Below are 26,756 nucleotides of genomic sequence, written 5' to 3' on the forward strand. Positions count from 1 at the left end.
CTGAATTTTGCGCTGTAACATGAACAAGAAAGCGCAATATAATCAATCACTAAAGGAAATCCAATCTATATGGGATGAACAAATCAGTTTAACCGGAAACCTTGCAAATGTGTGTGCGGTACTTAAAAGTACTTTTGATTTTTGGTGGGTAGGTTTTTATCGTGTAGAATCTGACGTATTACAATTACATGTTTTTCAGGGTCCGACAGCTTGCACCAGAATTGGTAAGGGAAAAGGTGTTTGTGGAGCAGCATGGGAGAGAGGGTCGGGTATTGTTGTTCCCAATGTACATGAGTTTGATGGGCATATTGCATGCAATTCGGAATCAAATTCGGAGATTGTGATTCCGGTAAAATATTATGATTCAGTATGGGGTGTGTTAGATATTGACAGTAAGCAGTTTAATATTTTTGATGAAGTGGACAAAATATGTCTTGAAGAGATTGTTGGGTTTTTAGAAGATAAAATAACTTCCAACATACCATGTTAGGACTAAAATTAGCTACAGACCCTCGTTGGGTGGACATTGCCGGTATGAGCATAGAAGAGATTTTAACCGACCATGCTTGGTGTGAACAAAAGGCTGCTACCAATGGAATTACCGTTATTTCCAAATTCTCTGAGTTTGAAAACATGGTGGACAAGGTTGCCCCTGTCATTGCGGAGGAGTGGGGGCATTTTCGCAAGGTATTAAAGGAGTTGAAAAAGAGAAAATTGAAACTTGGAGCCCAGAGAAAGGATGAATATGTAAATGAGTTGTTTAAGTTGGAAAAGAAAGGAGGCAGCAGAGCGCAGGCATTGGTTGAGAAATTGCTCATTTGTGCCATGATTGAAGCGCGCAGTTGTGAGCGATTTCGCTTGTTGTCATTGCACATACAAGATGATTTGTTAAAGGAATTCTATCATGAGTTTATGGTGTCTGAGGCAGGTCATTATACGCTTTTTATAAAACTCGCTAAGGAAATCCTACCAGACGAATATGTTGAAAAACGTTGGCAGCATTATTTGGAAGGAGAAGCCGAAATCATGAAAAAATTTGAGTACAGAAAAGGGCGGATACACTAATTGTGTGTATTTGCATATTATTCATATCGCAATGCGTCAATAGGGTTCAATTTAGCAGCCTTGCGAGCCGGATAAATTCCTGCTAACAACCCTACAACGATGCAGATTGTTAATGCAATCAAAATCCACAACCAAGGGACAATGAATCCGGTGGACATCATCATACCTACAATGTTCCCTATGGCTATTCCTAATACAATGCCGGCAAGCCCTCCGATTATACATATTACAATGGCTTCTGTGAGAAACTGAGATAGAATCGTTTTGGGTCGAGCACCAAGCGCCATGCGCGTTCCTATTTCTCTTGTTCTTTCTGTAACAGAAACCAACATAATATTCATCAATCCAATAGCTGCACCAATAAGTGTAATGAGCGAAATGATGGTGGCAGATAGTGTTAGGGCTTTGAGGTTTTGAAGTAAATCTTCGGTTGCTGAATTGCTCTTGAATATCTCAAAATTATCTTCCTCTCCGGGGTGTAGTTTTCTGATTTTTCTTAATGTTATTTTGGCTTCATCTATTGCAACATCAATCAAATTGCCATTGCTCACACCAACTAAAATTACATAGTTTGTATTGTTGCTTAAGTATAAAGAACGAGCGCGATTGATAGGGATGTACATCATTCTGTCTTCACCTCCGAACCCAATACTACCTCCTTTCTTTTCAAGTATGCCAACGACTTTGAATTTCACACCATTATAGCTCACAAAGCTGTCAATCGCTTTTCCCTTTGGAAAAAGCCCTGTTGCAATATCATAGCCAATTACCGCAACAGGACTGCCTTCAGAAATTTCAAATTGAGAAAAATTCCGTCCTTTATAAATGTCAGATGCAGAAAGTTCTAAATAATCTTCATCTATTGCTAATATACGGTTGTTAGGATTAGTCTTAGCAAAATTGGATTTGAGAATTCCTTGAAATGAGACAACTGCCGATACAGCAACGGTTGCGGGAAATTCGAAATTTTCTTTGAATTGTCTTGTTTGCAAATATTTGATTGATTCGTATTTGGTCTGTTTTTGTGTTCCAAACACTTCCATTTTTCCACTTTTGTCTTTGATAGTAAATGTGTTTGCGCCCATACGAGAGAAGTTTTTGTTAATCGCAACTTCTAAACCTTCAATAGCGGTTAACATACCCACCAAAGCAGTAATACCGATTGCAATAATGGTTGCTGTAATAATGGTGCGTAGCAAAGTGCCTCGAATCGAGCGTAAGGCAATTTTTATGTTTTCTGATATTCTCAATGAGGATGTCAAAAGTAATGTAATTTTGCCTCATGGATGTTTTTGAATTTGAAGATTGGGGGGTAATAGAATATGATGTGGCTCGCCAAAAACAGCTGGAGAGATTTGAACGAAATTTAGCAGACAAAATCGCAGGTAAGGCTATCAAATCGTGTCTTATTATGTGTGAACATAATCCCGTTATTACTTTTGGTAAAAGTGCAGACAAAACCAATGTTTTGTTTAATGCAACATGGTTACAAACACACGGTATAGCTGTCTGTCAAACAGAAAGAGGCGGAGATGTTACGTTTCATGGACCGGAACAATTGGTGGTTTATCCGCATTTTGACATAGAACAAATGGGGAAGGGGGTGCGTGATTACATTCACTCTATTGAAGAAGTAATCATTAGAACAATCCGACATTACGGAATAAAAGGAGAGCGTTCACAAGGGTTTACCGGTGTTTGGTTGGAGGTTGGTTCCACTAAAGAAAGGAAAATTGCAGCAATCGGTGTAAAATGCAGCAGAGGAGTAACCATGCACGGGTTGGCGTTGAATGTCAATACTGACTTACATTTTTTTGATTATATTATCCCATGTGGTATTACAGGAAAAGGGGTTACGTCTATTGAAAAGGAACTTGGACACAAGGTTTCTATGAAAGATGTTAAGGCAATTATGAAAAGTAAATTTGAAGAAGTGTTTGCTTGAGTTTAGAGCAGGAAAATAAGCATTATCACAATCAACATGACAAATTTTGTTATCAAAGATAGTTTCTTAGCTGTAACAATATCAGGATTTCTCAATGCCATTATTCCAATCAAAAAAAACGCACTGCCACCGATAATGGCAATCAAAGCCCAAGCTATGGTTGAAACTTCGGGTGTTATTGGATAAATAGCCCTGTACAATAGAATACCTCCGAAAACTAAGCTGATAAATCCCGTTGCTATCATTGCATTTTTACTTCCAATCAAAACAGGCAGCGTTCTAAAACTTGCTATTTTATCACCGGCAAAATCCTCTATACTTTTAAAGTTTTCTCTAATGAAATTGGCAGCAGTTGCAAAAATTCCAATGCCTGATGCAAGGATTGAGGGTGTTTCTGCTAGTAAATTACAAACAATAAAAACCATACCAACACAAACGCTCACAAGAAGATTCCCAACAATTGCAGTTCTTTTTACAAATAATGCATAGAAAAATAAAGCAATATTGATAAAAACTACTACCGCCAACAATCCCGGAATTGCAGCATAATAGGCAATGAATAATGAAGATAGCAGTAGCGTGAGATAGAATACTATTGCATTTGTTTTAGAAATTTTTCCTGAGACTAATGGTCTTGTCGGGCGATTGACAAAATCTGCTTTTATATCAAAAATATCATTAATCACATAGCCGGCTGCAGCACTGAGTATTGTACTGAAAATCAAGAAAAATCCTTGAATTGCAGCATTTGACTCAATCAAATGCATCAGCAACGCACATTGCCCCAAAATAATAAAGAGTAAATTGAGCGGTCTTATTAATTGAAATCGGGCAAACATGAGGAGATTATTTGCGAGAGGGTTTAATAGGATAGTCTGCACGAACTTTACCCTTGCTCATTTCTTTCAGTTTGTTTTGTAAGAATTTCTTTCTTAACGGATTAATCTTGTCAGTAAATAGAATCCCCTCTATATGGTCATATTCATGTTGTATGACACGTGCAGCAATACCGGAAAATTCTTTGAGGTGAGCATTAAAATGTTCGTCTAAGTATTGAATTTTTATTTTTCCTTTTCTGCTCACATTTTCTCTGATTCCTGGAATACTTAAACATCCTTCTTCAAATTTCCAAGGTTCATCCCATTCCTCAATGATTTCGGCATTGATAAATGCTTGTTTGAATTTCTCTGCGTTTTTTGCTTCTTCCCATTTTGTAGTGTCAATAACAAAAAGCCTGATAGGCAGTCCTATCTGGGGTGCAGCAAGTCCCACACCATTGGCAGCATACATGGTCTCAAACATGTTTTCTATCAATGTGTTTAATTCGGGGTAGTCTTGTGCAATCTCAGTCCCTTTTTTTCGCAGAACTTCTTGTCCAAATGTGTATATGGGTAAAATCATGGATGCTTCTCTAAATAAGTTTGCAAAATTAGGGCAGCACTCACTGTATCCAATAGCTTTTTATCTTTTCTTTTAGATTTTTTCATACCCATTTCGACCAAACTGCGTTGTGCAATGCGCGAAGTATAGCGTTCATCTTCAAAGACAATAGAAAGTTGAGGAAATAAGGCTTGCAGTTTCTTCGCAAATTTGTGCACTTCAATTTGCATTTGTTGAAGTTCGCCACTTTCGGAATATGGTTCACCTAAAACAATGACGCTTACATTTTCTTTAGCAATATATTCTTTCAAAAAGCGCTCAATTTCACTATTTTCAACAGTTGTAAGTGGTTTGGCAATGATTCTGAGAGGGTCTGTTACAGCAATGCCTACTCTTTTTAACCCATAATCGATGGCAATTACTCTTCCGCTCACTTTATTCTTCGAGATATCACTAAATTACGGTCTGCAATTTCAGCATACACCGGTTGATTATTAAAAATTTCAATACTTGCTTTGTTGGCAAGGTTTCTAAATGTGTAGTCATACGAAGTGTCGGTTTGATACTGCTTGTCCACCACAATTATCAAAAAGAGCGTGTCTTTATTTTTGTCTAAAACAATGCTGGTTTTTGCATCATCGGTAAAAAACTTTTCATCCGCTAAGAAATTTCCGGTACGTTCAACTAATTCACTTGCGATTGTAGGATTGTAGAGTAATTCACCTTGTTTGAATGTCTTACTTGGTAAATTCTGTTTACATCCAATCAATGTAACAAATATAACCGGAATTAAAGCAAGTCTTTTCATGTTACTTGGGTTGTGTTATCGTTGGTTTGAAATTATGATTTTATGCGTTTTCCATTCCTTGTCAAGAATATGAGCCACATACATTCCATTCAGGAAATTAGAAATATCAATAGGAAGTAAAGCCCCGATTTTGCCTTCAAACACCAATTCTCCTAACATATTATAAATCTTGATTTCATATTCACCTTCATACACAGAACCTTGATAAAACAAGGAGTTAGTTGCAGGGTTAGGATAGGGGAGTAAATTACCATTTTTATAAATAATACCTTTTGTATCCAAAGCGAGCATAATACCAGCATACGCATCCACCTTGCCTACACCCCAAGTCATATTACCAAAAGGGGCTTGCAGCGCTCCGGTTTTACTGTCTTGATATGCAGTCTTCATTAGGATTTCTTTGATTTGGGCGGGTGATAGTTCCGGGTTAGCTTCTAAAAGCAATGCAGCCACTCCCGTTACGGCAGGTCCGGACATGGATGTTCCGCTAAAACGAGCAAAAGGGTAGGTTTTGCTATTAAACTCAATAGTTCTTACCACAGTATATGGTTGCGTGGTAAAAGTGGAAACAGACGACAATATTTGCACACCCGGTGCGCTGATATTCGGTTTAGGTAAATTATCAATGGTGGGTCCGTGACTGCTAAAATCAGCAATCGCGCCAGGTGTTGTTGTGTTTCCTGAACGGATTTCTGCGGTGTGTGCTGCAACGGAAATGATATAGGGAGTAGTTGCAGGATCACTAACACAAAAGGAGTCATTACCTTTTTCCCAATCAGGTTTAAATGAAATGAAATTCAAACCCGTATTGCTGGTATTGCCTGTTGTTTGAATAATATTCCAATAATGTACAGTGCCGTTATCTGCTTTTGTACGCAGTACTACTTTCCACAAATCATTTGTTTTCCGTATTGTAAAAGTCAATCTGGGCTTATTGTTGAGCGGATGCGACTTCTCTCCTTGAACTTTGAAGTACATAGAATTATTGGCAATTTTTATATTGTCTTCATAAGTATTCGTATTGTCAGTATTGAAATACTCTCCTGAATAAATCTTGCTGCTTCCATTATAAATATCCAATGCACACGAAAATGATTTACCGGGTTCTCCCCATGCTAACACATATTGTCCCCAATAATTAGGAAAAGAAGTAGTTAATGGATACATGTTAATTTGCGTTTGCATCTCATCATAGTTAAAGGTATGTTTGATGTGCATTTTGCTGTTGCCATTATTGCCGGCAGAAGCCACCATGACCACACCTTTTTTTGTATATTCTTTGGCAACCGTGTGGTAAATTCCAAAAGTGTCGAGTGTAGCTTTGTTATAACTACCAAAACTCATATTAATCACCAAACGTTTGCCTCTTTGCTTTGCCATTTCATAAAGCCAATCAACACAGTCCAAAAAATTTCCTTTTTGCCAATCCGGTTGCACCAACAAAAATTCACAATTATAAGCCACTCCAAACAACCCGATTCCGGCACCGCCACCTCCGGCAATTCCGGCTACGTGCGTACCATGAGTTTCATAAATGCTGCCATAAGCGGTATCAGACTGAGCGGCAAGTAGTTCGTCTGTGCCAATATATACAGTTCCATAGCCATATTTGGAGGGTGCAGGTCCTGATTTTTTATAGTGATCCCATGCGGCTATGATTCTGTTGCGTTGCAAAAAACTGTCATAAAAAATAGGATGTGTATAGTCAAAGCCCCAATCTATAATACCGATAATGACATCTTTGCCGGAATATCCTTGTGGTAAGCTAATGCCTTGATGCACAGAGTCTGCTCTGATATCGCCAATTGCTCTATCCAAAAATGGAGTCATGTTAGGCGGTGTTTCTAAGTATTCAATGCCTTGAAGTGATTCTATCCGTGTAATTAATCTGATAGGAACTTTTAGACTCACCACATTGCCAATGTGCACTGAGATTAATATTCCTTGTTTCTCAAGATAATCAGCATTGAAATCATTTGAAATAAACCCTTGCAGATTTATATACATGGTATTGTTTATTGTGAGAAAACTATGAAGTGTGTCTTGAAGCTGTTGTGAAATAGTATTCCCGTAAGATTCTAAGTAAGCTGCATCCGTACTAATCTTGTGAAAACATTCTCTTGTTTCGTTTGTCAGTTTGACTTGTGCATGCACAGGAGTAATATCTACCAATGCAAAAAAGGAAACTATATAAATTGCAATTCGGATTTTCACTGTGTAATTTAATTATGAATATAAAGCAAGCAGACAAAGATTAGACTGTGGTTATTACTTCTTTTCATCTTTCTTATTGTCAGGTTTCTGATTTTTGTTTTCAGTAGTTTTATGACGTTTGTAATCTCCTCTATTCCATGCTTCAAAAAATTGAGCCCATGCAAAGGGGTTCATTAATGTGATAGATGGTACTGTTCCTTTGTAGTATTGCTTTTGGTTCTGATAGCGGATATATGCCTGATAGTTTTCCTTTTCATCCATTCCCATTCTAAATGCAGCATCTTTATATGCTTCTCTTTCAAGATTCTTTTTGGCAATATCTAATTTATCTTGAGGAATATCAGCGGTAAGGAAAAATTGGTCAAAAGTATTTCTGTTAGGAACCGGGCTGACAACAATACCATCAAGGTATATAGTATCTGCTGTGAGCGATTGAATGATATGATATTTGAAATCAGTTAATGAATCAGGTATTACGAAATACGATTTCTTGTATTCAATATGTGAGAACACAACTGTATCACCTTTTTCTGCAACAAAAGAAAATTTTCCTGAGAAATCGCTGTAGTCACCATAGGGCTTATTTTGTACAATGATATGCACAAATGGAATAGGGAGGATGCTGTCTGATGTAACAACAATCCCTGTAAATTGGATATAATCGTGTTTTGTTACCGAATCTTTGTGGTGTTGCGCAAAACAAGAAACTGAGAAAAGGAATGAAAGTAATAGCAAGATAGTATGTTTAGTTCGGTCAAAAATCATAGGTTTCAAAATTACGGTTTTTTCATGGTTTTGATGAAGAGGAAAGTTTTTTGAGTGTATTACGTTTAAAATGCCTTCAATTGTCTAGTCCAAAATAGGTTTTCACCAAAACGTGTAATAATGAACAAAAAGTAAAGTCATTTCAGGACTAAAAAACAACTGTAAACTAATAATAGGATTTAACCTATAGCCTGTAAACTTTTTTTAGGACGAGACAGTTTTTATACATTTGCTCCCGACAAAGCCAATGAAAAAAAGCTACCTCATATCAGCAGCCGTTTTGTTGCTCCTTAGCCTAGGCGCATATGCTCAACCCATCTATAAATTGCCGACAGGCTGGCGACAAGCGGTCTATTATCATGGTAATTATTATCAATCACCACCTGATTCACCTGTGCCAATACAATATGTGGGAGATACTGTATTGTGTGGCAAAACATATTGCAAAATCAATGAATTAAGTTTCTTTTGGAGTGCTGATACGAGTACAAGATATGTTAGAATTGACAGCGGTAAGTATTTCGAACTTCGCCATGTAGGTTCTTGTAAAGAAGTGTTGTTGTATGATTTCAGTTTAAATGAGCAAGACACGTTTTTCCCGTTCAGGCTAAATGGCGACTATGTGGATGATTGGATTTTTTCAGATTACTATATTGTGGATAGTATATCAACTATTACGCTTCCTGATAGCTCTCAAAGGAAGTGGATGAGATTAAAATCTAATGGTTATTATCGCCAGTATGCTTATTGGGTTGAAGGAATTGGAGATATTGAAATGGGCTTTTTTGCCAGTGGCGACTTTGAAGGAGGAAGAACAAGCTTAATTTGTCATAAGGAGGAACAAGAACTTATTTGGGAAACATTGGAAAACAGAGATATTGCTGATTGTAATTCTTTAATTGGGATATTAGAACCCAATGGGGGCGGGTGTACTATAAACTATTCCAAGCAATCTAACAGTAAACAGTATAATATCTGGTATTTTGGGCAAAATGCAGGCTTAGATTTTAACGGAGATACGCCTGTAGCTTTAACAAACAGTGCAATGTTTGTTGAACATGGCTGTGCAAGTATTTCTGATGCCAACGGAAATTTATTGTTTTATACTGACGGAAAAACTATTTGGGACAAGAATCATGTGCCTATGCCCAATGGAACTGGACTAACTGGACAGGCATTTTCAACCCAATCAGTTATGATTGTACCGCAACCCGGAAATGATTTGGTTTACTATGTATTCATAACGAATGAATCGTGGAATAGTAATAATTTCTGTTATTCAATAGTGAATATGCGCCTAAATGGGGGAACGGGAGATGTGGAATACACCAAAAAAAACTCTCTCATTTTGGCAAATGTAACCAATAAACTTACTGCCACCTATCATGCAAACTGTAAGGATATCTGGATTATAGTCCATGGTTTAGGAAATGCAAATTTTTATGCTTATCTGCTTACTTCCACAGGACTTGAATTATCACCAGTTGTATCATCAACGGGTATTGTGAATAATAATAATTTTGACAATATGCAGCTTAAAGTTAGTCCTAATGGAGAAAAACTAGCTAACTGCATTTCCAATATAGGGAGGGTTCAATTATTTGACTTTGATACTCAGACCGGAACAATAAACAATCCCATTACTATAAATTTTCACTCCCGGTTACGCCCAACCAGTTGTGAATTTTCTCCTAACTCGGAAAAGTTTTATATTTATTGTTTAGACCCCAAGATCTCCAATCCTGTTTTTCAGTATGACATAACATCAAACGACAGTCTTGTTATAGCAGAAAGCAGAGAGATGATTTCTTATAAGGGCGGAGGTTTTCTTCAATTGGCTACAAATGGCAAGATATATGTTTCAAACCCATACAATGAATCCTATATAGGTGTAATAAACAGCCCTAATGCATCGGGTACATCATCAAATTATATTGAAAAAGCAATCTATCTGGCAGGAAAGAAAAGCTATACAAGCCTTCCAAATATATTAATAACAAAGCCTTGTGTTGAGCAAATTGATTTTACTGTAAATATCGGCTGTCAAAATAAAAACTCATTTTTCAACTTTATCGGAACTTATTGTGTTGATAGCTTGAAATGGAATTTAGGAAACGGTACTTGCTCGGAAGTTCAATTAACAGACTCATTTCATTATATATATTCGTTCTCAGGGGACTATATAACTAAAATGATTTATTGGAGAAATGGCGTATCTGATACCATTGAAAAAAGCATCGAAATTCCTCAAAGCTATATAGATACTCAAATATTTAAAATCTTTCAGGGAGACACATTATTTGTTGGGGGGAAATACTATACAACTTCGGGTAATTATTCAGATACATTTCAGAGTGTATCAGGTTGCGATAGTGTTGTTTTCACTAACTTAACTGTTTGTAATATTGATTCAAGTATCCAATATTTTGAGATATGTCGTGGAGATAGCATACATATTGGTTCAAATAGTTATTATGAAACTGGCACTTATATTGACACTCTTATTTCAAGTTTTGGTTGCGACAGCATTGTTACAACCAATTTGACTATTATTACTCCCATTGTTACCCTCAACACTTACAACGAATGTGAAGGGTTTAGCGTAATAGTCGGGGCAAATACCTATTCCGCTTCGGGAGTGTATAAAGATGTCGTAAACGACTGCGATACAATAATTACAGACCTAACCATTAACCCATTACCAATCTTCTCTTTTTTAAAGACAGACGATAATTGCAAGGATGGAATAGGGCGTGTTGCTGTTGCCAATGTTTCAGGCACACCTCCTTTTTCCTATAATTGGAACACAGGTTCAACCGATTCTGTTATTACGGACTTAGGGGCAGGTTATTATGTTGTATCTGTTATAGACAGCAACAGTTGTACAAAAGCAGACACAGCAGAAGTGCTTAATTTCGACATAGACTGTGAGTTTTATCTGTATGTTCCCAATGCTTTTTCTCCGAATAGGGACGGACTGCATGATGTTTTCAAAGTGGTTACACATTCTTTGAGCCATTTTGATATGCAGATTTACAACCGTTGGGGTGAAATGATATTCAGGAGTGATAATCCCAATGTGGGTTGGGACGGAACATTTGGTGGTGTGGATTGCAAACAAGATATTTATACTATTGTCATTCACTACGGAGGGAAAGCGGGAACAGTTTTGCAGCATAAGAGTACATTGCATTTGCTACGATAGAACAAAAAGTATTGAAGAAATAACAGCACCTACAAACTCATAAAGCAAACAGAATAAGAAAATAACTACAAAATAATCCAATAACTTAACAAAAAATCATCATGAAAAGAAAAGTACAACTTATCTTAATGGCTGTGCTGTTGCCTTTTAGCCTCCCCAACCCCTCCCAAAGAGGGGCTTTCTGTTCTTCCGATGAGATTTCCAGGCATTGAGATGTTTTCTCCCTTGGGGGAATTAAAAGGGGCTTCACAGGGGAAGCTGTCGCCTGTGTTTTATGCTTCATTATCTCCATTTCAAAGCCCGACAATTCCGTTTCCGAACTCATTTTTTCACTTTCAAAGCCCAATATCTCATTTTCAAACGTCATTATCGCAGTTTCAAACGTCATCAACACAATTTCCAACGTCATCAACGCAGTTTCAAACGTCAACATCTCCGTTGTAAACGTCATTTGTTCAGTTTCAAAGCACAACATCGCAGTTTCCGACTTCGGAAACGCTCTTGTTGTGCCTTGAAACAGCGTTGTTCTCCTCTCAAACGCTCTTGTTCTCCTCTGAAACACTGTTGTCGTCCTTTGAAACTGCGTTGATGACGTTTACATTTCAGTTTATGACGTTGGAAAATGAGATGTTGTCCTCGTCCATCGGAATAATGACATTGCCCACAGAATACACCACCTTTGCAAAGGGGATTTTCTTTGCAGAATTGCAAAAAATAATGTATAAAAAGGGGGTTGCCCCCTTTGTTATTTATTATTCGTTTACTTTTATCAGCTTGCAGGTGCTTATTCGGTTGTTGTCAAGCAGCACATGAACAAAGTACACGCCCGCACTTATGCGGGTAATGTCTATTGTGTTTCCGCCTCTTTGCAGGTTGCCCGATGTGATGAGGTTTCCTGCAATGCCTGTTATCTCGTAGGAGTACCCGCCTTGTTCCAAAACTTCAATGGTTAATTCATTGGTAGCGGGGTTGGGGTACAACTTTATGTTTTTAAATAGTATTGTGTTCACATTATCCGTTGAGGTATCTGCTTCCGCAGGTATGTGTATTGTATCAGAAAAGGCGGTGCAGCCGCCATTGCTCATAACCTGCAACTGGTATATTCCTGTATCACTCAAAACCAATCTTGGGCTGTTTGTGCCTGTGGGGTTGCCGTCCCTTAGCCATAGATATTTGGGGGAAACATCATCTGTCTTTAAGGTATCGTTATCCCTGTAAATGGTTGGAGCATTGGGGACAGTATCTACTGTTACTGTAATGGTATCATACAGCACACAAAAGTTAGGGGTTACTATTTTAACAAAGTAAACGCCTGTGGTATCAGTAACCAACTCATTACCTGTATTTCCGTTGCTCCATTCGTAACAGTGCATACCCAAAGGTGCTTGCAGGGTTAGGCTTGCGCCTACGCTCTCACACCAACCCGTGTCAGAGCCTAAAAAGTTCTTGTCTATCTTGGGTAAGATTGTTACTTCTTTGGTTACTGTGTCGCTTCTGCTGCCGTTGCTTGCGATGTAGCGGACACTATAAACGCCTGTGTCCTCAAATTCAATTAAGGGGGCTTTAATATTAGCGGTAACAGGTGCTGCGCCTTGCTTTGTAATAAGCCAATCGTGAGTAGTGGCGGAAAACGTGTCTTGTCCGTGAAATTGAATTGTGTTTTCAATGCAATTTAAGCGATAGGTAAAATTGATTGAGGGGGTGTAATGATAGCTTGGGTTAAAATTACACAATCCAATAGAGCCAGCAATAGAATTGCCAAAAGGGTTTAAATCAACCGCTTTTTCTTGGAATGTTGGTAAACTGTCGTTTATGTTTTCAATAGCACTTAGAAAGGAAGAGTCCATACTGCCGACATAGATTACATCATTGAAATTTGTCAGATATTGAATTGTTCCATGAAGATATTTGGTTATTAAAACCAACTCCTTATTTTCGTAATAATACAAGTAAGACGTATCCCTGTTGGCATCAACAGTTTGTATAAAAAGGCGATTGCCTTTGCCATTATACGCCACGCAATAGACATTTGAGTTAAAGTAAATAGTATCGGATATTTTAAGGATACCTGTACTATTATCAAAATCAAATATTTCTACTTTTCCTGTACGCAGGATTGCTGCTGCTACCTGATTGCCCTGATAATTTAAGAGCATATTTCCCTGACAGTTAAATGACCAGAAAGTGGGGTCGCCTTCTAAGATATTACCTGTTACAGACTGGACGGGACATTCAACCAACCCTTCTTTTGTAAGCAAATATGAAAAATAAGAATTGGAAGTGTAACCGTGCGCTATAATCCAAATGTCTTTGCCGTTATCGTGATTTATTGCAGTCAATTTTTCAGTAGTTGCAGACAGCAATAATTTGTTCTTTACTATCACTTTGCCCCCTCCATTATTTGATTTTGTGTTTATTACATTGTGTCGCAACCCCACATTTGGAAAAATACTCGGTACTGTAACAAACAAGTGTACTAATGAATCATTTTCGGGGTGTTGCAATAAAACAGAACCTTGCGTAGAGGATGGGTGTCCATTTATGTCTGTTCCATTTTCAACAATATCATGATTTTTGTTCCAAACAGTCCTTGTGTCTGTATAGAACAGTAGATTTCCCGCAGTATCACAAAGGGTAGAGAACCCTTCCCACGTTTGTTTTGTTTGTCCGTCAAAAACAGGTGCAGGCGAGCCTGAATTAAAGTCCACCCCTGCTTGGTAGCCAAAATACCAAATGTTAGCCCGCTTGTAGTCAGGATTGGTTTCGTAGGGTTGGGCGTAAGTTGGAAGCAAACAAATTATGCTAATCAATATCAGAAAAGAAATCTTTAAGCGAGATTTCATGAATTTTGAGCAGGGACAAGAAGTAATCCATTGAGAGGTTTTGTTGTCCCCGCTCCACTTTCCAATAGTAAGCCCTGCTAAGGTCAAAGTCCATTGCAAAATTCTCATAGCTCGTGTACCCTTTTTCAATTCTTAATCGCTTTAGTTTCGCTCCAATTTTAGCGATAATTTCTGGGTTTTGCAAATTCATTTTGCAAAACGCCTGAATTTTGATTTGTTTTATTACTCTCTACCGAATACATTTGAGCCCTTAAAAGGAATAATTCTATGAAAACAAAAATTTTACTATTGACAATTTCTCGCTTGTCTTTCATTCAAAGTGAGTAACGCCCAGTCCGACAGCGTAGAGTGTCTGTTTGACACGCTTTTGCAAAAGCAGCTTGCTTTCGGAGTCATGTCAAACCTCTGCAAACTGTGGCAGGACTTGGATTTGGAGGGAAAAAGAATGTTCCTTAGTTCGATTTTCCCGAAAAAACTGATATTTGAGAAAAATCAATGTCGAACTACGGACGGCAGTTCTGCTATTGCCGATTTATTGTTGATTACCAACGATTTGCAATCCGATGAAACAAAAAAGGCCGCCAATTTTGACGACCTGTTTATTTTTGTAGCCCGTACGGGAATCGAACCCGTGTTGCCAGAATGAAAATCTGATGTCCTAACCCCTAGACGAACGGGCCAGCGTTCTTTTCCTTTTTTAAGGAGGTGCAAAAGTAATGTTTGTTTTTTAACTTCCAAATAACTGCAAGAAATATTTTTTTATGTATTGTAAATTCATTGAATTTTGTAGCTATGAACATCAAGGTTGTTGTTGTTAACTCAGCACAAATGCTCGAACAGGCAATGAAAATTAGGACAGCTGTTTTTGTGGAGGAGCAGGGAGTTGAAAAGGAATTGGAATTTGATGGTCTAGACCATCTTGCAACCTCTTATTTACTTTTGCTGGATAATGTGCCTGTGGGTACTACAAGAGTGAGGAAAACAAAAGAGGGGTGTAAAATTGAAAGGTTTGCTGTGCTGAAAAATTACAGAATTCAAGGGCTTGGTAAGACATTACTGCATGATGTGATGAATAAAACTTTGCCTTTGGGTGAAAGAATTTATTTAAATGCCCAAGAACAAGTGGTTGAATTTTATAAGAAAAACGGTTTTCAAGTGTGTTCTGACAGGTTTGTTGAAGCAAATATTCCTCACTTTCAAATGGTTAGTGTCGAATCGTTAATACGGGGGTAATCACTTCATTACTTTGATTTCCCGCTCTATCTTCTAAAGTTGCAACAAATAGGACAGAATCAGGTTCATATCCAAGATATGGACTCGTTGGTATTCTTACGGTTATTTCACCTTTAATAGATTTGTCTTTGCCGGAAGGTGTGAGATATGGTGTATATTGATTAAAGTTTAGAGTGTCATTGCTTAAAGGAATGATATAGGGTGTTTGATTTCCGTTGGTAATTTCGAAAAATCGAATGAAAAAATTTGGTCCGGACAAGGTGTCTGAATCAGGTTTTCCTAAATCGCCATCTCCGTCAGTATATGAAAATTCTAAAATTATAATGGAGTCTCTGGAAACATCTGTTGAACTTATTACTTGCGCAGATTTTAGTTGTAAGACAGGAATGGGTGAATTTGAAAATGGTTCTTTTTTGCACGCACTATACATGAAAAGAAGGGAGAGCAGTGCTATCTTTGCAGCCGATTTGGTTATGAATCTTACTTTATCAGACATTCTGAATGCAAACTTAGGTGATAATCGCAATTTTAATGAAACTGCTGTTGTATTATTTCGTTGGCAATATGAGAATAATCTGATATATCGTCAATATGTTGATTTGATTGGGGTGCGTCCTGCATCAATCAATCATTATCTGCAAATCCCTTTTCTTCCGGTTGATTTTTTTAAAAAATATCAAATTCAAAGTGGTGTTTTTGAACCGGAAAGCGCTTTTTCAAGTAGTGGTACAACGGGCGGAACTCAGAGTCTGCATTTTGTAAAATCATTAGATGATTATACTCGAACTTCAATCTATTGTTTTCAGACTTTTTTTGGACAGTATTCAAACTATTGCCACCTTGCATTGTTGCCTTCTTATTTGGAACGTACAGGCTCTTCTTTAATTTATATGTTAGAACAATTTGTACGTCATTCTCAATATGTTCAAAGTGGATTTTATTTAAATGAATTTGACCGGTTGGATGCTGTTCTCAAAGCGAATGAAAAAGCTAAAGTCCCAACAGTTCTATGGGGAGTAACCTTTGCGCTTCTGGATTTTGCAGAGTTTTTCACAGGAAAACTCAACAATACAATGATAATGGAAACAGGGGGGATGAAAGGACGTAGAAAAGAAATTACCCGTCCGGAACTTTATGAAACCCTTTCAAAAAGGTTTAGCACAACAAACATTGCTTCTGAATACGGAATGACTGAAATGTTCAGCCAATGTTATAGCAAGGAACAAGGGGTGTTTTCGTGTCCACCTCATGTGAAAGTACTCGGAAGAGAGTTGAATGACCCATTCGCTATTTGTGAAGTTGGACGTAATAAAGCAGTGAATATTATTGATCTTGCTAACATACATTCTTGTGCTTTCATAGCCTTATCTGATTTATGCAATATTCATAATGACGGCACATTCGAAATACTTGGGAGGGTTGATATGAGCGAAATCAGAGGGTGTAATTTAATGGTTAAATAAGAAGAGCAGGAGCCCGTTTAAGATGATTTGTTTGCTTAAATAAATTCAGTATAACAACAAACTAACAACTGTATATTTGTGCCCGATTATGGTGCGAAATTCATCTCAAAATAATTTAGATTTTAACAACACAGAATCTGCTTATGGCTATCTGTCCGACAAACAACTGAATGCGGCAATTAAGCTTTTTAAAATGTTTAACTACCCTGCATTGGTAAAGTACGGACCTGCTTTTGCTGGTTTTTCCATGAAAATTGGTTTGCCGGTTAAGGGTCTTATAAAGAATACAATCTTTGCTCATTTTTGCGGAGGTGAGTCAATTATTGACAGTAAATCCAAAATCAATTTTTTATATAATCATAATGTCAAAACCATACTGGATTATGCAGTAGAGGGAGAAGCAAATGAAGCTGTATTTGATGCCACGTGTGCGGAAGTGATTAGAACAGTAGAAGAATCTGCAGTGAATGATGCCATACCTTTCGCAGTTTTTAAACCAACCGGTGTTGCTCGTTTTGCTTTATTGCAAAAGGTGAGTGCCGGAGAAAAATTGACTCAAAATGAACAAGATGAATTTGAAAAAGTCAGGGCAAGATTTGATGCAATTTGTAAGAAAGGAAGTGAGCTCAATGTGCAAGTGTTGATTGATGCAGAACACTCTTGGATTCAACTTGCTATTGATAATCTGGTCTTAGAAATGTCTGAAAAGTACAATAAAGACCGCGCTTTGATTTTTAATACTCTTCAGTTATATAGACACGATAGGGTGCAATTCTTAAAAGATTGTTTCGAGAAATATACATTCCCCCTTGCATTTAAGTTTGTGAGAGGAGCATATATGGAAATAGAAAGAGAACGAGCAGCACAAATGAATTATCCAAGCCCAATCAATGCAGATAAGCAATCAACTGACAGGGATTTTGATGAAGCGGTATCAATCTGTTTACATAATATTGACCGTTGTGAGGTGCTTATCGGGACACACAATGAAGAGAGTTGTCTTAAAGCTGCACGTCTTATGGCAGAATTGAAAATCGCATCTAATGACAAAAGAGTTTATTTTTCACAATTATTGGGAATGAGCGATAATATTAGCTTTATCATGGCAAAAGCAGGATATAATGTGGCTAAATATGTACCTTATGGTCCTGTAGCAACTGTTTTGCCATATCTGTCCAGAAGAGCTCAAGAGAATAGCTCAATTGCCGGACAATCTTCAAGACAATTGCAATTATTAGTAGGAGAAAAGAACAGAAGAAAAAAAAGGCAATAATCGATTTGGAGCAATTGCCAATATCAAAGTGAAATTCAGTACTGTTCTTAATGAAACATAGAAGTAATTACAGTTTAGACATAAGTCAGGAATAAATATTGATTATATTTGCGGAACATTAAAAAACTCAGTACCTTGACCCAAACTTCTCAAAGAAAAGCCGACCACATACAACTTGCATTTGAATCTGTTGCCGATGGTCAGGATAAGCGTTTTTATTATGAGCCAATGTTAGCAGCACACCCAACTGAAAATACTATTCCGCTTACAAAAATTGGGAACAGACAAATGAAATTACCGCTTTGGGTTTCAAGTATGACCGGAGGTTCTGAAAAAGCAGGACATATCAATCGCAGTCTTGCACAAGCCTGTGGGAAATACGGAATAGGTATGGGATTAGGTTCTTGCAGGATTGTTTTGGAAGACAGTAAATATTTTAGCGACTTTGATTTGCGTGCATATTTAGGAGATGAAGTGCCTTTTATGGCAAATCTTGGTATTGCGCAAATTGAAAATATTGTTGCAAATGGCGATTATAAGATAGTAGAAGACCTAGTACATTCACTGCAAGCGGACGGATTGATTATTCATGTCAATCCATTGCAAGAATGGTTTCAGCCGGAAGGTGATAAAATCACTGTTAGCCCTATTCAAACTTTGAAATCATTTCTAAAGCATTTTAATTATCCTATTTGGGTAAAAGAAGTAGGACAGGGGTTTGGTATAAAAAGTCTTGAGGCATTGTTAGAGTTACCTGTTAGTGGGATAGAGTTTGGTGCATACGGAGGGACGAATTTTGCGAAACTGGAATCGCTCAGACACAAGAGTAACGCTGCAAACAGCATTTTGCCATTATCCAAGGTCGGACACACCGCTGATGAAATGACAGAATTTATTAATGACTTATTTAACCGAAAACCACAGTTGTTTGAAAATAAAATAATGGTTGTGTCAGGAGGGATTAAGAATTTTTTAGATGGATATTATCTAATCAATAAACTCAATGTGCCCGCTGTTTATGCACAAGCATCAGCTTTCTTAAAACATGCTTTGGAAGGTTCGCAAGCAGTAGAACAGTTTATTGAGTCAGAGAAGAGAGGATTGATGGCAGCGTACGCATATTTAACTGTAAAGAAATGAAAGTAGAATCACAAAAGTCTATTAAGGGCTTTTCTAAGTTATCCAAAGAAGCAAAGATTGAATGGGTTGTAAATAATTATACAAACAATCCCGAACTTTCAACTTCATTATTAAAAAGCTATTGGCATGAAGAATTGTCAATACAGAAATTGCATGATGAGTTTATTGAAAATACATTAACTAATTATTATCTTCCTTTTGCTGTTGCTCCTAACTTTAATATCAATGGGAAGATGTATTGTATTCCGTTGGCAATAGAAGAGAGTTCGGTTGTAGCTGCTGCAGCAAAAGCTGCCAATTATTGGCTGGGTCGTGGTGGATTTAAGACCTCTGTCATTTCTACCACTAAGATTGGACAAGTACATTTTATTTGGAAAGGAAGCGATAAAACCAAATTGTCTGAATTTTTCAATCAAATCAAACCTAAGCTGTATTCCCAAACAGAGTCGCTGACTCAGAATATGCGAAAACGCGGTGGAGGTATCTTGTCTATTGACTTGCGCGATAAAACAGACGCAATGGAGCACTATTATCAAATTCATGCAACATTTGATACCCGAGATTCGATGGGTGCAAACTTTATTAATTCTGTTTTAGAAGAGTTTGCAAAAGTGCTAAGAAGTGAAATCCAATTACAACCATGGAGCGATATTGAAAAAGAAATACAAGTAGTGATGTGTATCTTGAGTAATTATACACCGGATTGCAGGGTGCGTGCGGAGGTTTCATGTCCTATTCAGGACTTAGATGGTGATATACTGTCGCCAGAGGAATTTGCTTATAAATTTCAGAGAGCGGTTCGAATTGCAGAAGTGGAGCCATATCGTGCAGTTACACATAACAAGGGTATAATGAACGGAATTGATTCAGTTGTGATTGCTACGGGAAATGATTTTAGGGCTATTGAAGCTTGTGCTCATGCTTATGCTGCTCGCAATGGACAATATGCAAGTTTGACACATTGTAATATTGAAAATGGACAGTTTGTTTTTTATTTAGAAATTCCTTTATCTCTCGGAACGGTTGGAGGTATTACTTCTCTACACCCTATGGTTAAATTTGCTCATGATATTTTAGGACATCCCGGAGCGGAAGAACTGATGCAAATAACAGCTGCGGTTGGTTTAGCTCAAAATTTTTCTGCGGTACGTTCACTCACAACCACCGGAATACAAAAGGGACACATGAAAATGCACTTGTTAAATATTCTGAATCAATTGGGAGCATGCGAGGATGAAAAAGCCAAGGTTATCGAATACTTTAAGGACAAGGTTGTAAGTTATAATGCGGCTGTTGCAGCATTTAACAAGTTTAAATCCTGATTTATTGTTTCTTGATTCTATTGGGATTATTTTTAATAAAATTACCCCAACCCCCTTTGTTTGCTGTAGTTTTGTTGCCGAATTTGCGTGGTGTAAATTGTGTGATATGACATACAGCGGCTCCTAAAGCATCGGTTGCATCAAAGAATTGTGCATCATTTTCAAATTTTAATAACCTTGAAAGCATTTCTGCAACTTGTTCTTTGCTTGCATTTCCATTGCCGCTGACTGTGAGTTTAATCTTCTTAGGAGTGTATTCAAAAATAGGAATATTTTTCTGCAATCCTGCAGCAATGGCGACTCCTTGCGCCCTGCCTAATTTTAACATACTCTGAACATTTTTGCCATAAAATGGTGCTTCAATCGCCATTTCATGAGGCTCATATTGATTGATAATTGCGGTTACACGTTCAAATATAAAGTTGAGCTTTTGGGCATGGTCCTCAAGTTTGCGCATTTCCAAAATACCCATGCTTAACATGGTCATTTCCTTGCCAATCATACCGATAACCCCATAACCCATGATGTTGGTTCCTGGGTCTATTCCTAATACAATTTTATCAAAGTCCGAATTTGAGTAGTTTGTGCGCAAATGCTTTTCTTTGCGGACAAAGATAGAAGGTCTGCATTTTAATTCATGGAGAAGTTACACACGAATTTAATTTTACTGCTCAAAATAATATTTGCATGTTTGATTCTGACTGTGTGTGTAGTTCCTTTCTTACCGAATGGTAGGTTTACGATTTTTATTAATCAAGATTTAATCAAGTTAGTATATATTCCTTGGTCGGTTTTGCCGGTTGTAATGCTGTTCTCAGTATTGAATTTCTTGTTGGAAGCGCTTAAATGGAAGAAAGTAGGTGCTGTGGTTGAACAATTTTCATTCATAACAGCAATCAAAGGTGTTTTTGCAGGGATTGCTTTTAGCAATATCTTTCCTTGGAAAACCGGTGAGTTTATTGGCAAAATTGCATGGTTAAAAGAAGAAAATCGCGCCAAAGGAGCTTATTTGTCTGTTTATAGCTCAATGACCCAATTGTTTGTAACCATTGTTTTGGGATTGTTAGGACTTTATTTTTTCTCTGTGAATGGCATTAATGAAATTGAAAAGAATAGGATCAGTTTAATTTCAATGGGCTTGTTGTTGTTTTTATTATTGTTTTTGTTTGTGTTTAGAAACCGTGTTTTGCAAATGACAGGAAAGGTTTTGGGAAAGAGAGTCGGAGAATATTTTCAAAGCATGAAATCAATCCCTTTTACACTTACCATTCAACTGCTTGTGCTTTCATTTTTGCGATATGTTACATTTTGTGCCCCGTATTTGATATTATTTAAAATTTTTGTTCCTGAATTGTCTGTCTTTATAGCTGTAACGGGAGTGTCACTTGTCTTTTTGTTGCAATCTATTGTGCCCGGTTTTTTGTTGTCTGATTTGCCGGTTAAGGGCTTTATTCATATTGCTATTTTCTCAACTGTCATTGCTGAAGCATGGATTGTTGGGAACGCAGTTTTGCTTGTGTTTATAATCAATCAAATAATTCCATCCGTAATTGGTGCATGGATATTATTAGCAAAAAGATTTAGGAATGTGTAAAACAGCAGATGTTAAAATGCTCTTATTTTGCATTTTCAATCTATGAATATACTTTCTCAGCTTATTGGTACTCTCTATGTTGTAATAATGCTCTATTTTGGAATGGGGTTTATAAAGGGACTGAGGAGGTCAATAAGCAAGAAATCGCTAACACAAAACTTTCAAGATTTTACTATTATAATTCCATTTAGAAATGAGGGGGAGACGTTAAGGGCATTAGTACGTTCTTTGGATGTCCTTAAACAACCAAAGGATTCAAATGTTAAATTTATTTTTTCAAATGATCATTCTGAGGATCATTCTTTAACAGTATTACAGGATACATTAGCTCAATTTCCTTTTGAATATGAAATTATTCTCAGTGCAGGCGATGGAAAAAAAGCAGCTTTACAAACTGCTATTCATCATGTTAATACGGATTGGATTGTTACTACCGATGCAGATGTTGAAGTGCCTCAAACATGGTTGTTGGAAATAGAAAAAGCGATTGCACAAACGCACGGACAAATGATTGTAATGCCAATTGAACTAAGCACAGACGGTAGTTTCTTTCAGGATTTGCAAAAGTTAGAAAGTGCCGCATTGGTTGCCATGAATGCAGGAGCGTTAATGATGGGAAATATGTTTTCTGCAAATGGAGCAAATCTTGCGTTTACCAAGACAGTTTTTAATAAAGTTGGAGGATATGCACCAGAAATGAATGTTGCTAGTGGAGATGATGAATTTTTATTAAAGAGAGTGCATCATTTTGACAAATCTTTAATTGATGTGTATTTCACATCAGAATCTAAAGTGGTTGCACAGCCTTGTCATACGTTTAAAGAGTTGATTAATCAACGCACTCGCTGGGTTTCAAAGACAAAGATAAACAAGCTCGACATCAAACAGTTTCCTGTCATTATTCCAACTTTTTTTATGTTATATTTCATTGTGTCTATACCCGTTTTCTTGTTTACCGGATACAGTTTACATTCTACAGGTCTTTTATTTCATAAGTGGATTGGCGATTTGATTATTTACGGTTTTATGGCTTCATTTTTTAGTTTGTCATTGAGAAAGAACCCTCAGGTTGTATTATTGATTTTAGCAATGCCCTTTTATCAAATTGCATACATGGCTCCTGTGGTATATAAGAGATTCTTTGGGCAGTTTGCTTGGAAAGGGAGGAAATACCATGCTTGATCCATTAGAAATTAAGATTTTGTCAACGCTGCTTTTTGAAGAAACCTTTGAGCATATTTTAGAAGATTCAGGAGAGAAAAACAAAAATATTGTGTCAGATGTTCTCAGAACCTTAATTGTCAAAGATTTGGTTAGAGTCTATGAAAAACAACAAGAGCGATATATACCTGTTGCTCATATAGAACCGGATTCATTTAAAGGGCAATATTTTAGAATTACTTCTAAAGGATTGAAATACCTTTGATTTCTGTTTTGTTATTTTGTTCCTATTCTGGATTGCTTCGGGCGTAGCCCTCGCAATGAAGTGAGGTGGCGCGTCATTGCGAGCCGTAGGCGCTGCAATCCAGCAAGCGGAAGATTAGCGTTGGTTGTTTTGTTGTGAGAGGATAAAGTGTGATTGTCCTTCTGAATTGCTTCGGGTAGGGAGACTGTGTTGACTTGAATTAATGTAATGTGAAAGGATTTTTAAGCCTTTTTTAGTATTTCAAAACCGATGGAACAATCCAAACATTTTTTCTTAGTGCAATAACTTTCTTTTAGTTCTATCAAGCCTTGACTTTCAAAGCAGTTAGAAGGCTTAATTCCGATACTTCGCCAATGCCGAATGATATTATTGTTCTCCGGTTTAATATTTTCAAGCCAAGACAACGCTTTTTCACAATAATCATCATTGCCGGATTCTTTGCCATAGAGAAACACAAATGGGACACAAGTGTTTACTATCAACAAGTCTATTGAATCTTTTGACAAATCATTGTTTAGAAATTTGCCCTGAATGCCGGGTTTGTAATGGTCTTTCCAATATTCAGGAATATTGGTGTTGAACAATTTAATTAAATCATTCACAGTACTTGCTTCTAAAACACGAGCGGGTAAGTGGTAGTTTCTATTTAAAAGAGATGCAAGTTGAACCAAACGAATAAATGGGAAATTGTATGGTCGCATTTTAGAGAATTTCCATAGGGTAGGAGAAAGTGTGTTAAGACTGTATTTATGTTGTAAAAATTTGAATTCTTCATTTAGAAAGCGCGAATATTCATCAGCATTTTCATCAAGAAACAACAATCCTGAACAACCAATTAACAAGGCTTCACTTGTAATGGGTTTGTCTTTTAGTAAGTCAAATATTTTGATGGGTAAGCAGGTAGATAGTTCTTCAAATGCATGTTGATTGGTTTTGAAACCGAAATTGCGAAAAAGCGTTTGATAAAAAGCCCTAAACCAATCATTGTTATTTTCGATTAATATCTTTTGAATACGCTCGGTCTTACGCTCGATACGTTCTACAACTGTTCTGTGAAGCATTTGATGTACTGCCAAAGAATTCACTTCCTTAATTGAGTCCTCACATGGGATTTCTTTTAGAGATTGAATTAAGGATACATAATTGTTCAGTTGCTTTTGTGATATGATGTTTTTAAGCTCTAGACAAGGCAGGACATCACCGTCTTGTAAATGTATTTCAGTGTCGTGTTGCCAAACTATATGTAAGATTACATTTTTATAAGCAGGGTCTTTTGAGTGTCCGTGCTTCAACCAATCAGAACTTTTAATATGAAACTCAATATTTCCAGCCCATACAGTATTGTCTATCCTGATTTTAGCCTGAATGAAATCGGGTCCATTGTTACTATTGTGTAATCCACGGTTAAGGACTTCGAGTTTTCTACCATCAGTTAAAATGTAATCCGGTTTGTGCAACAGCCCTGTTTTCCAGCAGGCTTGTAAGAAGTCTTCCCGAATCATAGGCTTTAGAGTTTTTAGATATCAAACTTAATTCCTTGTGCGAGAGGTAGTGTTGTTCCGTAATTGATTGTAACGGTCTGACGTCTCATATAGGATTTCCATGCATCAGAACCACTTTCTCTACCTCCTCCTGTTTCTTTCTCACCTCCGAATGCTCCTCCAATCTCTGCACCGGAAGTGCCAATGTTTACGTTGGCTATACCACAGTCTGAACCATTGGCTGCAAGAAATGCTTCAGATTCTCTTAAATCTGTAGTGAAAATTGCAGAACTCAATCCTTGCTTTACGTCATTTTGCATTACAATCGCCTCTTTAAGGTTGTCATATTGCATTACATATAAGATGGGCGCAAAAGTCTCCTCTTGTACTATTTTATAAAAATTCTGTACTTCGATGATTGCAGGGACTACATAACATCCGGATTCATATTCCTTGCCATTTAAGACATCTCCTCCAAAAAGAACCTTTCCACCTTCTTCTTTTGCCAACATAATGGCTCTAACAAAATTTTCAACTGCTACTTTGTCAATCAGCGGACCAACGAGGTTATGTTCATCCAACGGATTACCGATTTTTATCTGTTTATAAGCAGCAGTAAGTCGTTTTATAACTTCTTTATAAATTTTCTTTTGTACAATGATTCTACGTGTTGTAGTGCAGCGTTGTCCGGCAGTGCCAACAGCGCCAAATACGACAGCGCGAATTGCTAAATCAAGGTCTGCTTTGTCGGATATGATAATGGCGTTGTTTCCGCCTAGTTCTAAAATTGACTTACCTAATCTCTCGCCAACCAGTTTAGCAACAGATTTTCCCATACGTGTTGAGCCGGTTGCAGAAAGGAGTGCAACCCTATTGTCTGTTGCAAGTCTTTTTCCCATATCTGCGTTTCCATTAATTAATGTTATCACACCTTCCGGAATTTTATTGTTTACCAAAACTTCCTGCAAAATGTTCATCACTGCAATGGCAGAAAGTGGAGCTTTTTCGCTGGGTTTCCAAACACAGGTATTTCCACAAACCAATGCTATAAAAGCGTTCCAGCTCCATACCGAAACAGGAAAGTTAAAAGATGAAATTATTCCCACAATACCCAAAGGATGCCATTGTTCTAACATTCTGTGGTGTTGACGTTCAGAATGCATGGATAAGCCATACAGTTGACGACTCAATCCCACGGCAAAATCACTGATATCAATCATTTCTTGTACCTCACCCAAACCTTCTTGCAGGCTTTTACCCATTTCATAAGAAACCAATGCGCCAAGTTCTGACTTGTATTCTCTGAGTCTGTTTCCCATCTGTCTTACAATTTCACCTCTTTCCGGTGCAGTATATTTACGCCATTTATGAAAGGCATCCTCTGATCTTTTGAGTACAGCTTCATATTCAGTTTCACCTGCATACACGATTTTTCCGATGAGTTTACCATCTACCGGTGAAATGATTTCCCTACTCTTAGTTCCTACTGCCGTAATCCAATTTGTACCGGTACAAACACTTTCATTTAATCTTCTAATTCTGAGTTTCTTTAGAATGTTGCTTATATCTTGTGTTTCCTTTGCCATGTTTTTTTCTTGA

The 26,756-nt window shown here is 37.3% G+C and carries 26 protein-coding genes and 1 tRNA gene; 12 read left to right on the forward strand and 15 right to left on the reverse strand.

Annotated features, from left to right (window positions below):
- The first annotated feature begins 19 nt into the window (after window positions 1–19).
- Complete coding sequence (locus tag M0R38_03970) at window positions 20–490, forward strand: GAF domain-containing protein (GenBank protein MCK9480905.1); 471 nt, start codon at window positions 20–22, stop codon at window positions 488–490.
- Window positions 484–1,065, forward strand: a complete 582-nt coding sequence (locus M0R38_03975) for a tRNA-(ms[2]io[6]A)-hydroxylase (GenBank protein MCK9480906.1) — start codon at window positions 484–486, stop codon at window positions 1,063–1,065. Before M0R38_03970 ends, M0R38_03975 begins: the two co-directional genes overlap by 7 nt.
- A 17-nt stretch (window positions 1,066–1,082) precedes the next feature.
- Here the strand turns inward: M0R38_03975 and M0R38_03980 are convergent, their stop codons facing one another.
- Entirely contained in the window at window positions 1,083–2,315 is a 1,233-nt protein-coding gene (locus tag M0R38_03980) for an ABC transporter permease (protein MCK9480907.1), read from the reverse strand.
- Window positions 2,316–2,347: 32 nt separating this feature from the next.
- Here M0R38_03980 and lipB point away from each other — a divergent pair, with 32 nt between their 5' ends.
- Entirely contained in the window at window positions 2,348–3,010 is a 663-nt protein-coding gene (gene lipB / locus M0R38_03985) for a lipoyl(octanoyl) transferase LipB (GenBank protein ID MCK9480908.1), read from the forward strand.
- Between the two features lie 2 nt (window positions 3,011–3,012).
- On the opposite strand, the gene M0R38_03990 is transcribed toward lipB, so the two are convergent.
- The 6 genes from M0R38_03990 to M0R38_04015 are packed head-to-tail and all read right to left on the reverse strand — an operon-like array spanning window position 3,013 to window position 8,186.
- A complete protein-coding gene (locus tag M0R38_03990) occupies window positions 3,013–3,849 on the reverse strand; it encodes a UbiA family prenyltransferase (GenBank protein MCK9480909.1) in 837 nt (278 codons plus the stop codon).
- A 7-nt stretch (window positions 3,850–3,856) separates the two neighbouring features.
- On the reverse strand, window positions 3,857–4,411 hold the full coding sequence (gene def, locus M0R38_03995; protein MCK9480910.1) for a peptide deformylase: 555 nt from the start codon (window positions 4,409–4,411) through the stop codon (window positions 3,857–3,859).
- Window positions 4,408–4,824, reverse strand: a complete 417-nt coding sequence (gene ruvX, locus M0R38_04000; GenBank protein ID MCK9480911.1) for a Holliday junction resolvase RuvX — start codon at window positions 4,822–4,824, stop codon at window positions 4,408–4,410. The genes def and ruvX overlap by 4 nt, the downstream gene beginning before the upstream one ends.
- Window positions 4,821–5,198: a hypothetical protein gene (locus M0R38_04005; protein ID MCK9480912.1), complete on the reverse strand. Its 378-nt coding sequence runs from the start codon at window positions 5,196–5,198 to the stop codon at window positions 4,821–4,823. Before M0R38_04005 ends, ruvX begins: the two co-directional genes overlap by 4 nt.
- 15 nt (window positions 5,199–5,213) lie before the next feature.
- Window positions 5,214–7,412: a S8 family peptidase gene (locus M0R38_04010; GenBank protein ID MCK9480913.1), complete on the reverse strand. Its 2,199-nt coding sequence runs from the start codon at window positions 7,410–7,412 to the stop codon at window positions 5,214–5,216.
- A 54-nt stretch (window positions 7,413–7,466) separates the two neighbouring features.
- The gene (locus M0R38_04015; GenBank protein MCK9480914.1) at window positions 7,467–8,186 is read right to left on the reverse strand and encodes a carboxypeptidase-like regulatory domain-containing protein; all 720 of its coding nucleotides are present in this window, start codon (window positions 8,184–8,186) and stop codon (window positions 7,467–7,469) included.
- A 238-nt stretch (window positions 8,187–8,424) separates the two neighbouring features.
- On the opposite strand from M0R38_04015, the gene M0R38_04020 reads away from it, so the two are divergent.
- Window positions 8,425–11,382 carry a gliding motility-associated C-terminal domain-containing protein gene (locus M0R38_04020; GenBank protein MCK9480915.1) on the forward strand — a complete coding sequence of 986 codons (2,958 nt, stop codon included), beginning with the start codon at window positions 8,425–8,427 and terminating at the stop codon, window positions 11,380–11,382.
- An 85-nt stretch (window positions 11,383–11,467) separates the two neighbouring features.
- On the opposite strand, the gene M0R38_04025 is transcribed toward M0R38_04020, so the two are convergent.
- The 4 genes from M0R38_04025 to M0R38_04040 form a co-directional block, all read right to left on the reverse strand.
- A complete protein-coding gene (locus tag M0R38_04025; GenBank protein MCK9480916.1) occupies window positions 11,468–11,944 on the reverse strand; it encodes a hypothetical protein in 477 nt (158 codons plus the stop codon).
- 190 nt (window positions 11,945–12,134) lie between these two features.
- Window positions 12,135–14,174 carry a T9SS type A sorting domain-containing protein gene (locus M0R38_04030; GenBank protein MCK9480917.1) on the reverse strand — a complete coding sequence of 680 codons (2,040 nt, stop codon included), beginning with the start codon at window positions 14,172–14,174 and terminating at the stop codon, window positions 12,135–12,137.
- A 10-nt stretch (window positions 14,175–14,184) separates the two neighbouring features.
- A complete protein-coding gene (locus M0R38_04035; protein ID MCK9480918.1) occupies window positions 14,185–14,415 on the reverse strand; it encodes a helix-turn-helix domain-containing protein in 231 nt (76 codons plus the stop codon).
- A 418-nt stretch (window positions 14,416–14,833) separates the two neighbouring features.
- Window positions 14,834–14,905 (reverse strand) — tRNA-Glu (locus M0R38_04040).
- 112 nt (window positions 14,906–15,017) lie between these two features.
- Here M0R38_04040 and M0R38_04045 point away from each other — a divergent pair.
- A complete protein-coding gene (locus tag M0R38_04045; protein ID MCK9480919.1) occupies window positions 15,018–15,458 on the forward strand; it encodes a GNAT family N-acetyltransferase in 441 nt (146 codons plus the stop codon).
- Here the strand turns inward: M0R38_04045 and M0R38_04050 are convergent.
- A complete protein-coding gene (locus tag M0R38_04050; GenBank protein ID MCK9480920.1) occupies window positions 15,430–15,888 on the reverse strand; it encodes a hypothetical protein in 459 nt (152 codons plus the stop codon). The genes M0R38_04045 and M0R38_04050 overlap by 29 nt on opposite strands.
- Between M0R38_04050 and M0R38_04055 the strand changes: the two genes are divergently transcribed.
- From M0R38_04055 to M0R38_04070, 4 genes are all read left to right on the forward strand, one after another.
- Window positions 15,887–16,921 carry an acyl transferase gene (locus M0R38_04055; protein ID MCK9480921.1) on the forward strand — a complete coding sequence of 345 codons (1,035 nt, stop codon included), beginning with the start codon at window positions 15,887–15,889 and terminating at the stop codon, window positions 16,919–16,921. The genes M0R38_04050 and M0R38_04055 overlap by 2 nt on opposite strands.
- An 88-nt stretch (window positions 16,922–17,009) precedes the next feature.
- The gene (locus tag M0R38_04060) at window positions 17,010–18,194 is read left to right on the forward strand and encodes a proline dehydrogenase family protein (protein ID MCK9480922.1); all 1,185 of its coding nucleotides are present in this window, start codon (window positions 17,010–17,012) and stop codon (window positions 18,192–18,194) included.
- A 108-nt stretch (window positions 18,195–18,302) separates the two neighbouring features.
- Complete coding sequence (locus M0R38_04065; GenBank protein ID MCK9480923.1) at window positions 18,303–19,334, forward strand: isopentenyl-diphosphate delta-isomerase; 1,032 nt, start codon at window positions 18,303–18,305, stop codon at window positions 19,332–19,334.
- Window positions 19,331–20,656, forward strand: a complete 1,326-nt coding sequence (locus tag M0R38_04070; GenBank protein ID MCK9480924.1) for a hydroxymethylglutaryl-CoA reductase, degradative — start codon at window positions 19,331–19,333, stop codon at window positions 20,654–20,656. Before M0R38_04065 ends, M0R38_04070 begins: the two co-directional genes overlap by 4 nt.
- Window position 20,657: 1 nt before the next feature.
- On the opposite strand, the gene ruvC is transcribed toward M0R38_04070, so the two are convergent.
- Window positions 20,658–21,179, reverse strand: coding sequence for a crossover junction endodeoxyribonuclease RuvC (gene ruvC / locus M0R38_04075; protein ID MCK9480925.1), 522 nt, complete (start codon window positions 21,177–21,179; stop codon window positions 20,658–20,660).
- 114 nt (window positions 21,180–21,293) lie between these two features.
- Here ruvC and M0R38_04080 point away from each other — a divergent pair, with 114 nt between their 5' ends.
- The 3 genes from M0R38_04080 to M0R38_04090 are packed head-to-tail and all read left to right on the forward strand — an operon-like array spanning window position 21,294 to window position 23,676.
- Complete coding sequence (locus M0R38_04080; protein ID MCK9480926.1) at window positions 21,294–22,250, forward strand: hypothetical protein; 957 nt, start codon at window positions 21,294–21,296, stop codon at window positions 22,248–22,250.
- Between the two features lie 42 nt (window positions 22,251–22,292).
- Entirely contained in the window at window positions 22,293–23,432 is a 1,140-nt protein-coding gene (locus M0R38_04085; GenBank protein ID MCK9480927.1) for a glycosyltransferase, read from the forward strand.
- Entirely contained in the window at window positions 23,425–23,676 is a 252-nt protein-coding gene (locus M0R38_04090; protein MCK9480928.1) for a hypothetical protein, read from the forward strand. The genes M0R38_04085 and M0R38_04090 overlap by 8 nt, the downstream gene beginning before the upstream one ends.
- A gap of 221 nt (window positions 23,677–23,897) precedes the next feature.
- On the opposite strand, the gene M0R38_04095 is transcribed toward M0R38_04090, so the two are convergent.
- Together M0R38_04095 and M0R38_04100 are read right to left on the reverse strand one after the other, a co-directional pair.
- A complete protein-coding gene (locus M0R38_04095) occupies window positions 23,898–25,178 on the reverse strand; it encodes a DUF2851 family protein (GenBank protein MCK9480929.1) in 1,281 nt (426 codons plus the stop codon).
- A gap of 14 nt (window positions 25,179–25,192) precedes the next feature.
- Complete coding sequence (locus M0R38_04100) at window positions 25,193–26,743, reverse strand: aldehyde dehydrogenase family protein (protein MCK9480930.1); 1,551 nt, start codon at window positions 26,741–26,743, stop codon at window positions 25,193–25,195.
- Window positions 26,744–26,756 lie beyond the last annotated feature (13 nt).

It is taken from the genome of Bacteroidia bacterium, assembly GCA_023228875.1.
In the GTDB taxonomy this organism is placed as follows: Bacteria; Bacteroidota; Bacteroidia; order NS11-12g; family UBA955; genus JALOAG01.

Coding starts and splice junctions, on each gene's coding strand:
- def (MCK9480910.1), bottom strand. CDS start 4,411: ATGATTTTACCCATATACACATTTGGACAAGAAGTTCTGCGAAAAAAA.
- M0R38_03990 (MCK9480909.1), bottom strand. CDS start 3,849: ATGTTTGCCCGATTTCAATTAATAAGACCGCTCAATTTACTCTTTATT.
- M0R38_04035 (MCK9480918.1), bottom strand. CDS start 14,415: ATGAATTTGCAAAACCCAGAAATTATCGCTAAAATTGGAGCGAAACTA.
- M0R38_04070 (MCK9480924.1), top strand. CDS start 19,331: ATGAAAGTAGAATCACAAAAGTCTATTAAGGGCTTTTCTAAGTTATCC.
- M0R38_04080 (MCK9480926.1), top strand. CDS start 21,294: ATGGAGAAGTTACACACGAATTTAATTTTACTGCTCAAAATAATATTT.
- M0R38_04100 (MCK9480930.1), bottom strand. CDS start 26,743: ATGGCAAAGGAAACACAAGATATAAGCAACATTCTAAAGAAACTCAGA.
- ruvC (MCK9480925.1), bottom strand. CDS start 21,179: ATGGGTTATGGGGTTATCGGTATGATTGGCAAGGAAATGACCATGTTA.
- M0R38_04005 (MCK9480912.1), bottom strand. CDS start 5,198: ATGAAAAGACTTGCTTTAATTCCGGTTATATTTGTTACATTGATTGGA.
- M0R38_04090 (MCK9480928.1), top strand. CDS start 23,425: ATGCTTGATCCATTAGAAATTAAGATTTTGTCAACGCTGCTTTTTGAA.
- M0R38_04060 (MCK9480922.1), top strand. CDS start 17,010: ATGGTGCGAAATTCATCTCAAAATAATTTAGATTTTAACAACACAGAA.
- M0R38_03970 (MCK9480905.1), top strand. CDS start 20: ATGAACAAGAAAGCGCAATATAATCAATCACTAAAGGAAATCCAATCT.
- M0R38_04085 (MCK9480927.1), top strand. CDS start 22,293: ATGAATATACTTTCTCAGCTTATTGGTACTCTCTATGTTGTAATAATG.
- M0R38_04045 (MCK9480919.1), top strand. CDS start 15,018: ATGAACATCAAGGTTGTTGTTGTTAACTCAGCACAAATGCTCGAACAG.
- lipB (MCK9480908.1), top strand. CDS start 2,348: ATGGATGTTTTTGAATTTGAAGATTGGGGGGTAATAGAATATGATGTG.
- M0R38_03975 (MCK9480906.1), top strand. CDS start 484: ATGTTAGGACTAAAATTAGCTACAGACCCTCGTTGGGTGGACATTGCC.
- M0R38_04020 (MCK9480915.1), top strand. CDS start 8,425: ATGAAAAAAAGCTACCTCATATCAGCAGCCGTTTTGTTGCTCCTTAGC.
- M0R38_04095 (MCK9480929.1), bottom strand. CDS start 25,178: ATGATTCGGGAAGACTTCTTACAAGCCTGCTGGAAAACAGGGCTGTTG.
- M0R38_04050 (MCK9480920.1), bottom strand. CDS start 15,888: ATGTATAGTGCGTGCAAAAAAGAACCATTTTCAAATTCACCCATTCCT.
- M0R38_04055 (MCK9480921.1), top strand. CDS start 15,887: ATGAAAAGAAGGGAGAGCAGTGCTATCTTTGCAGCCGATTTGGTTATG.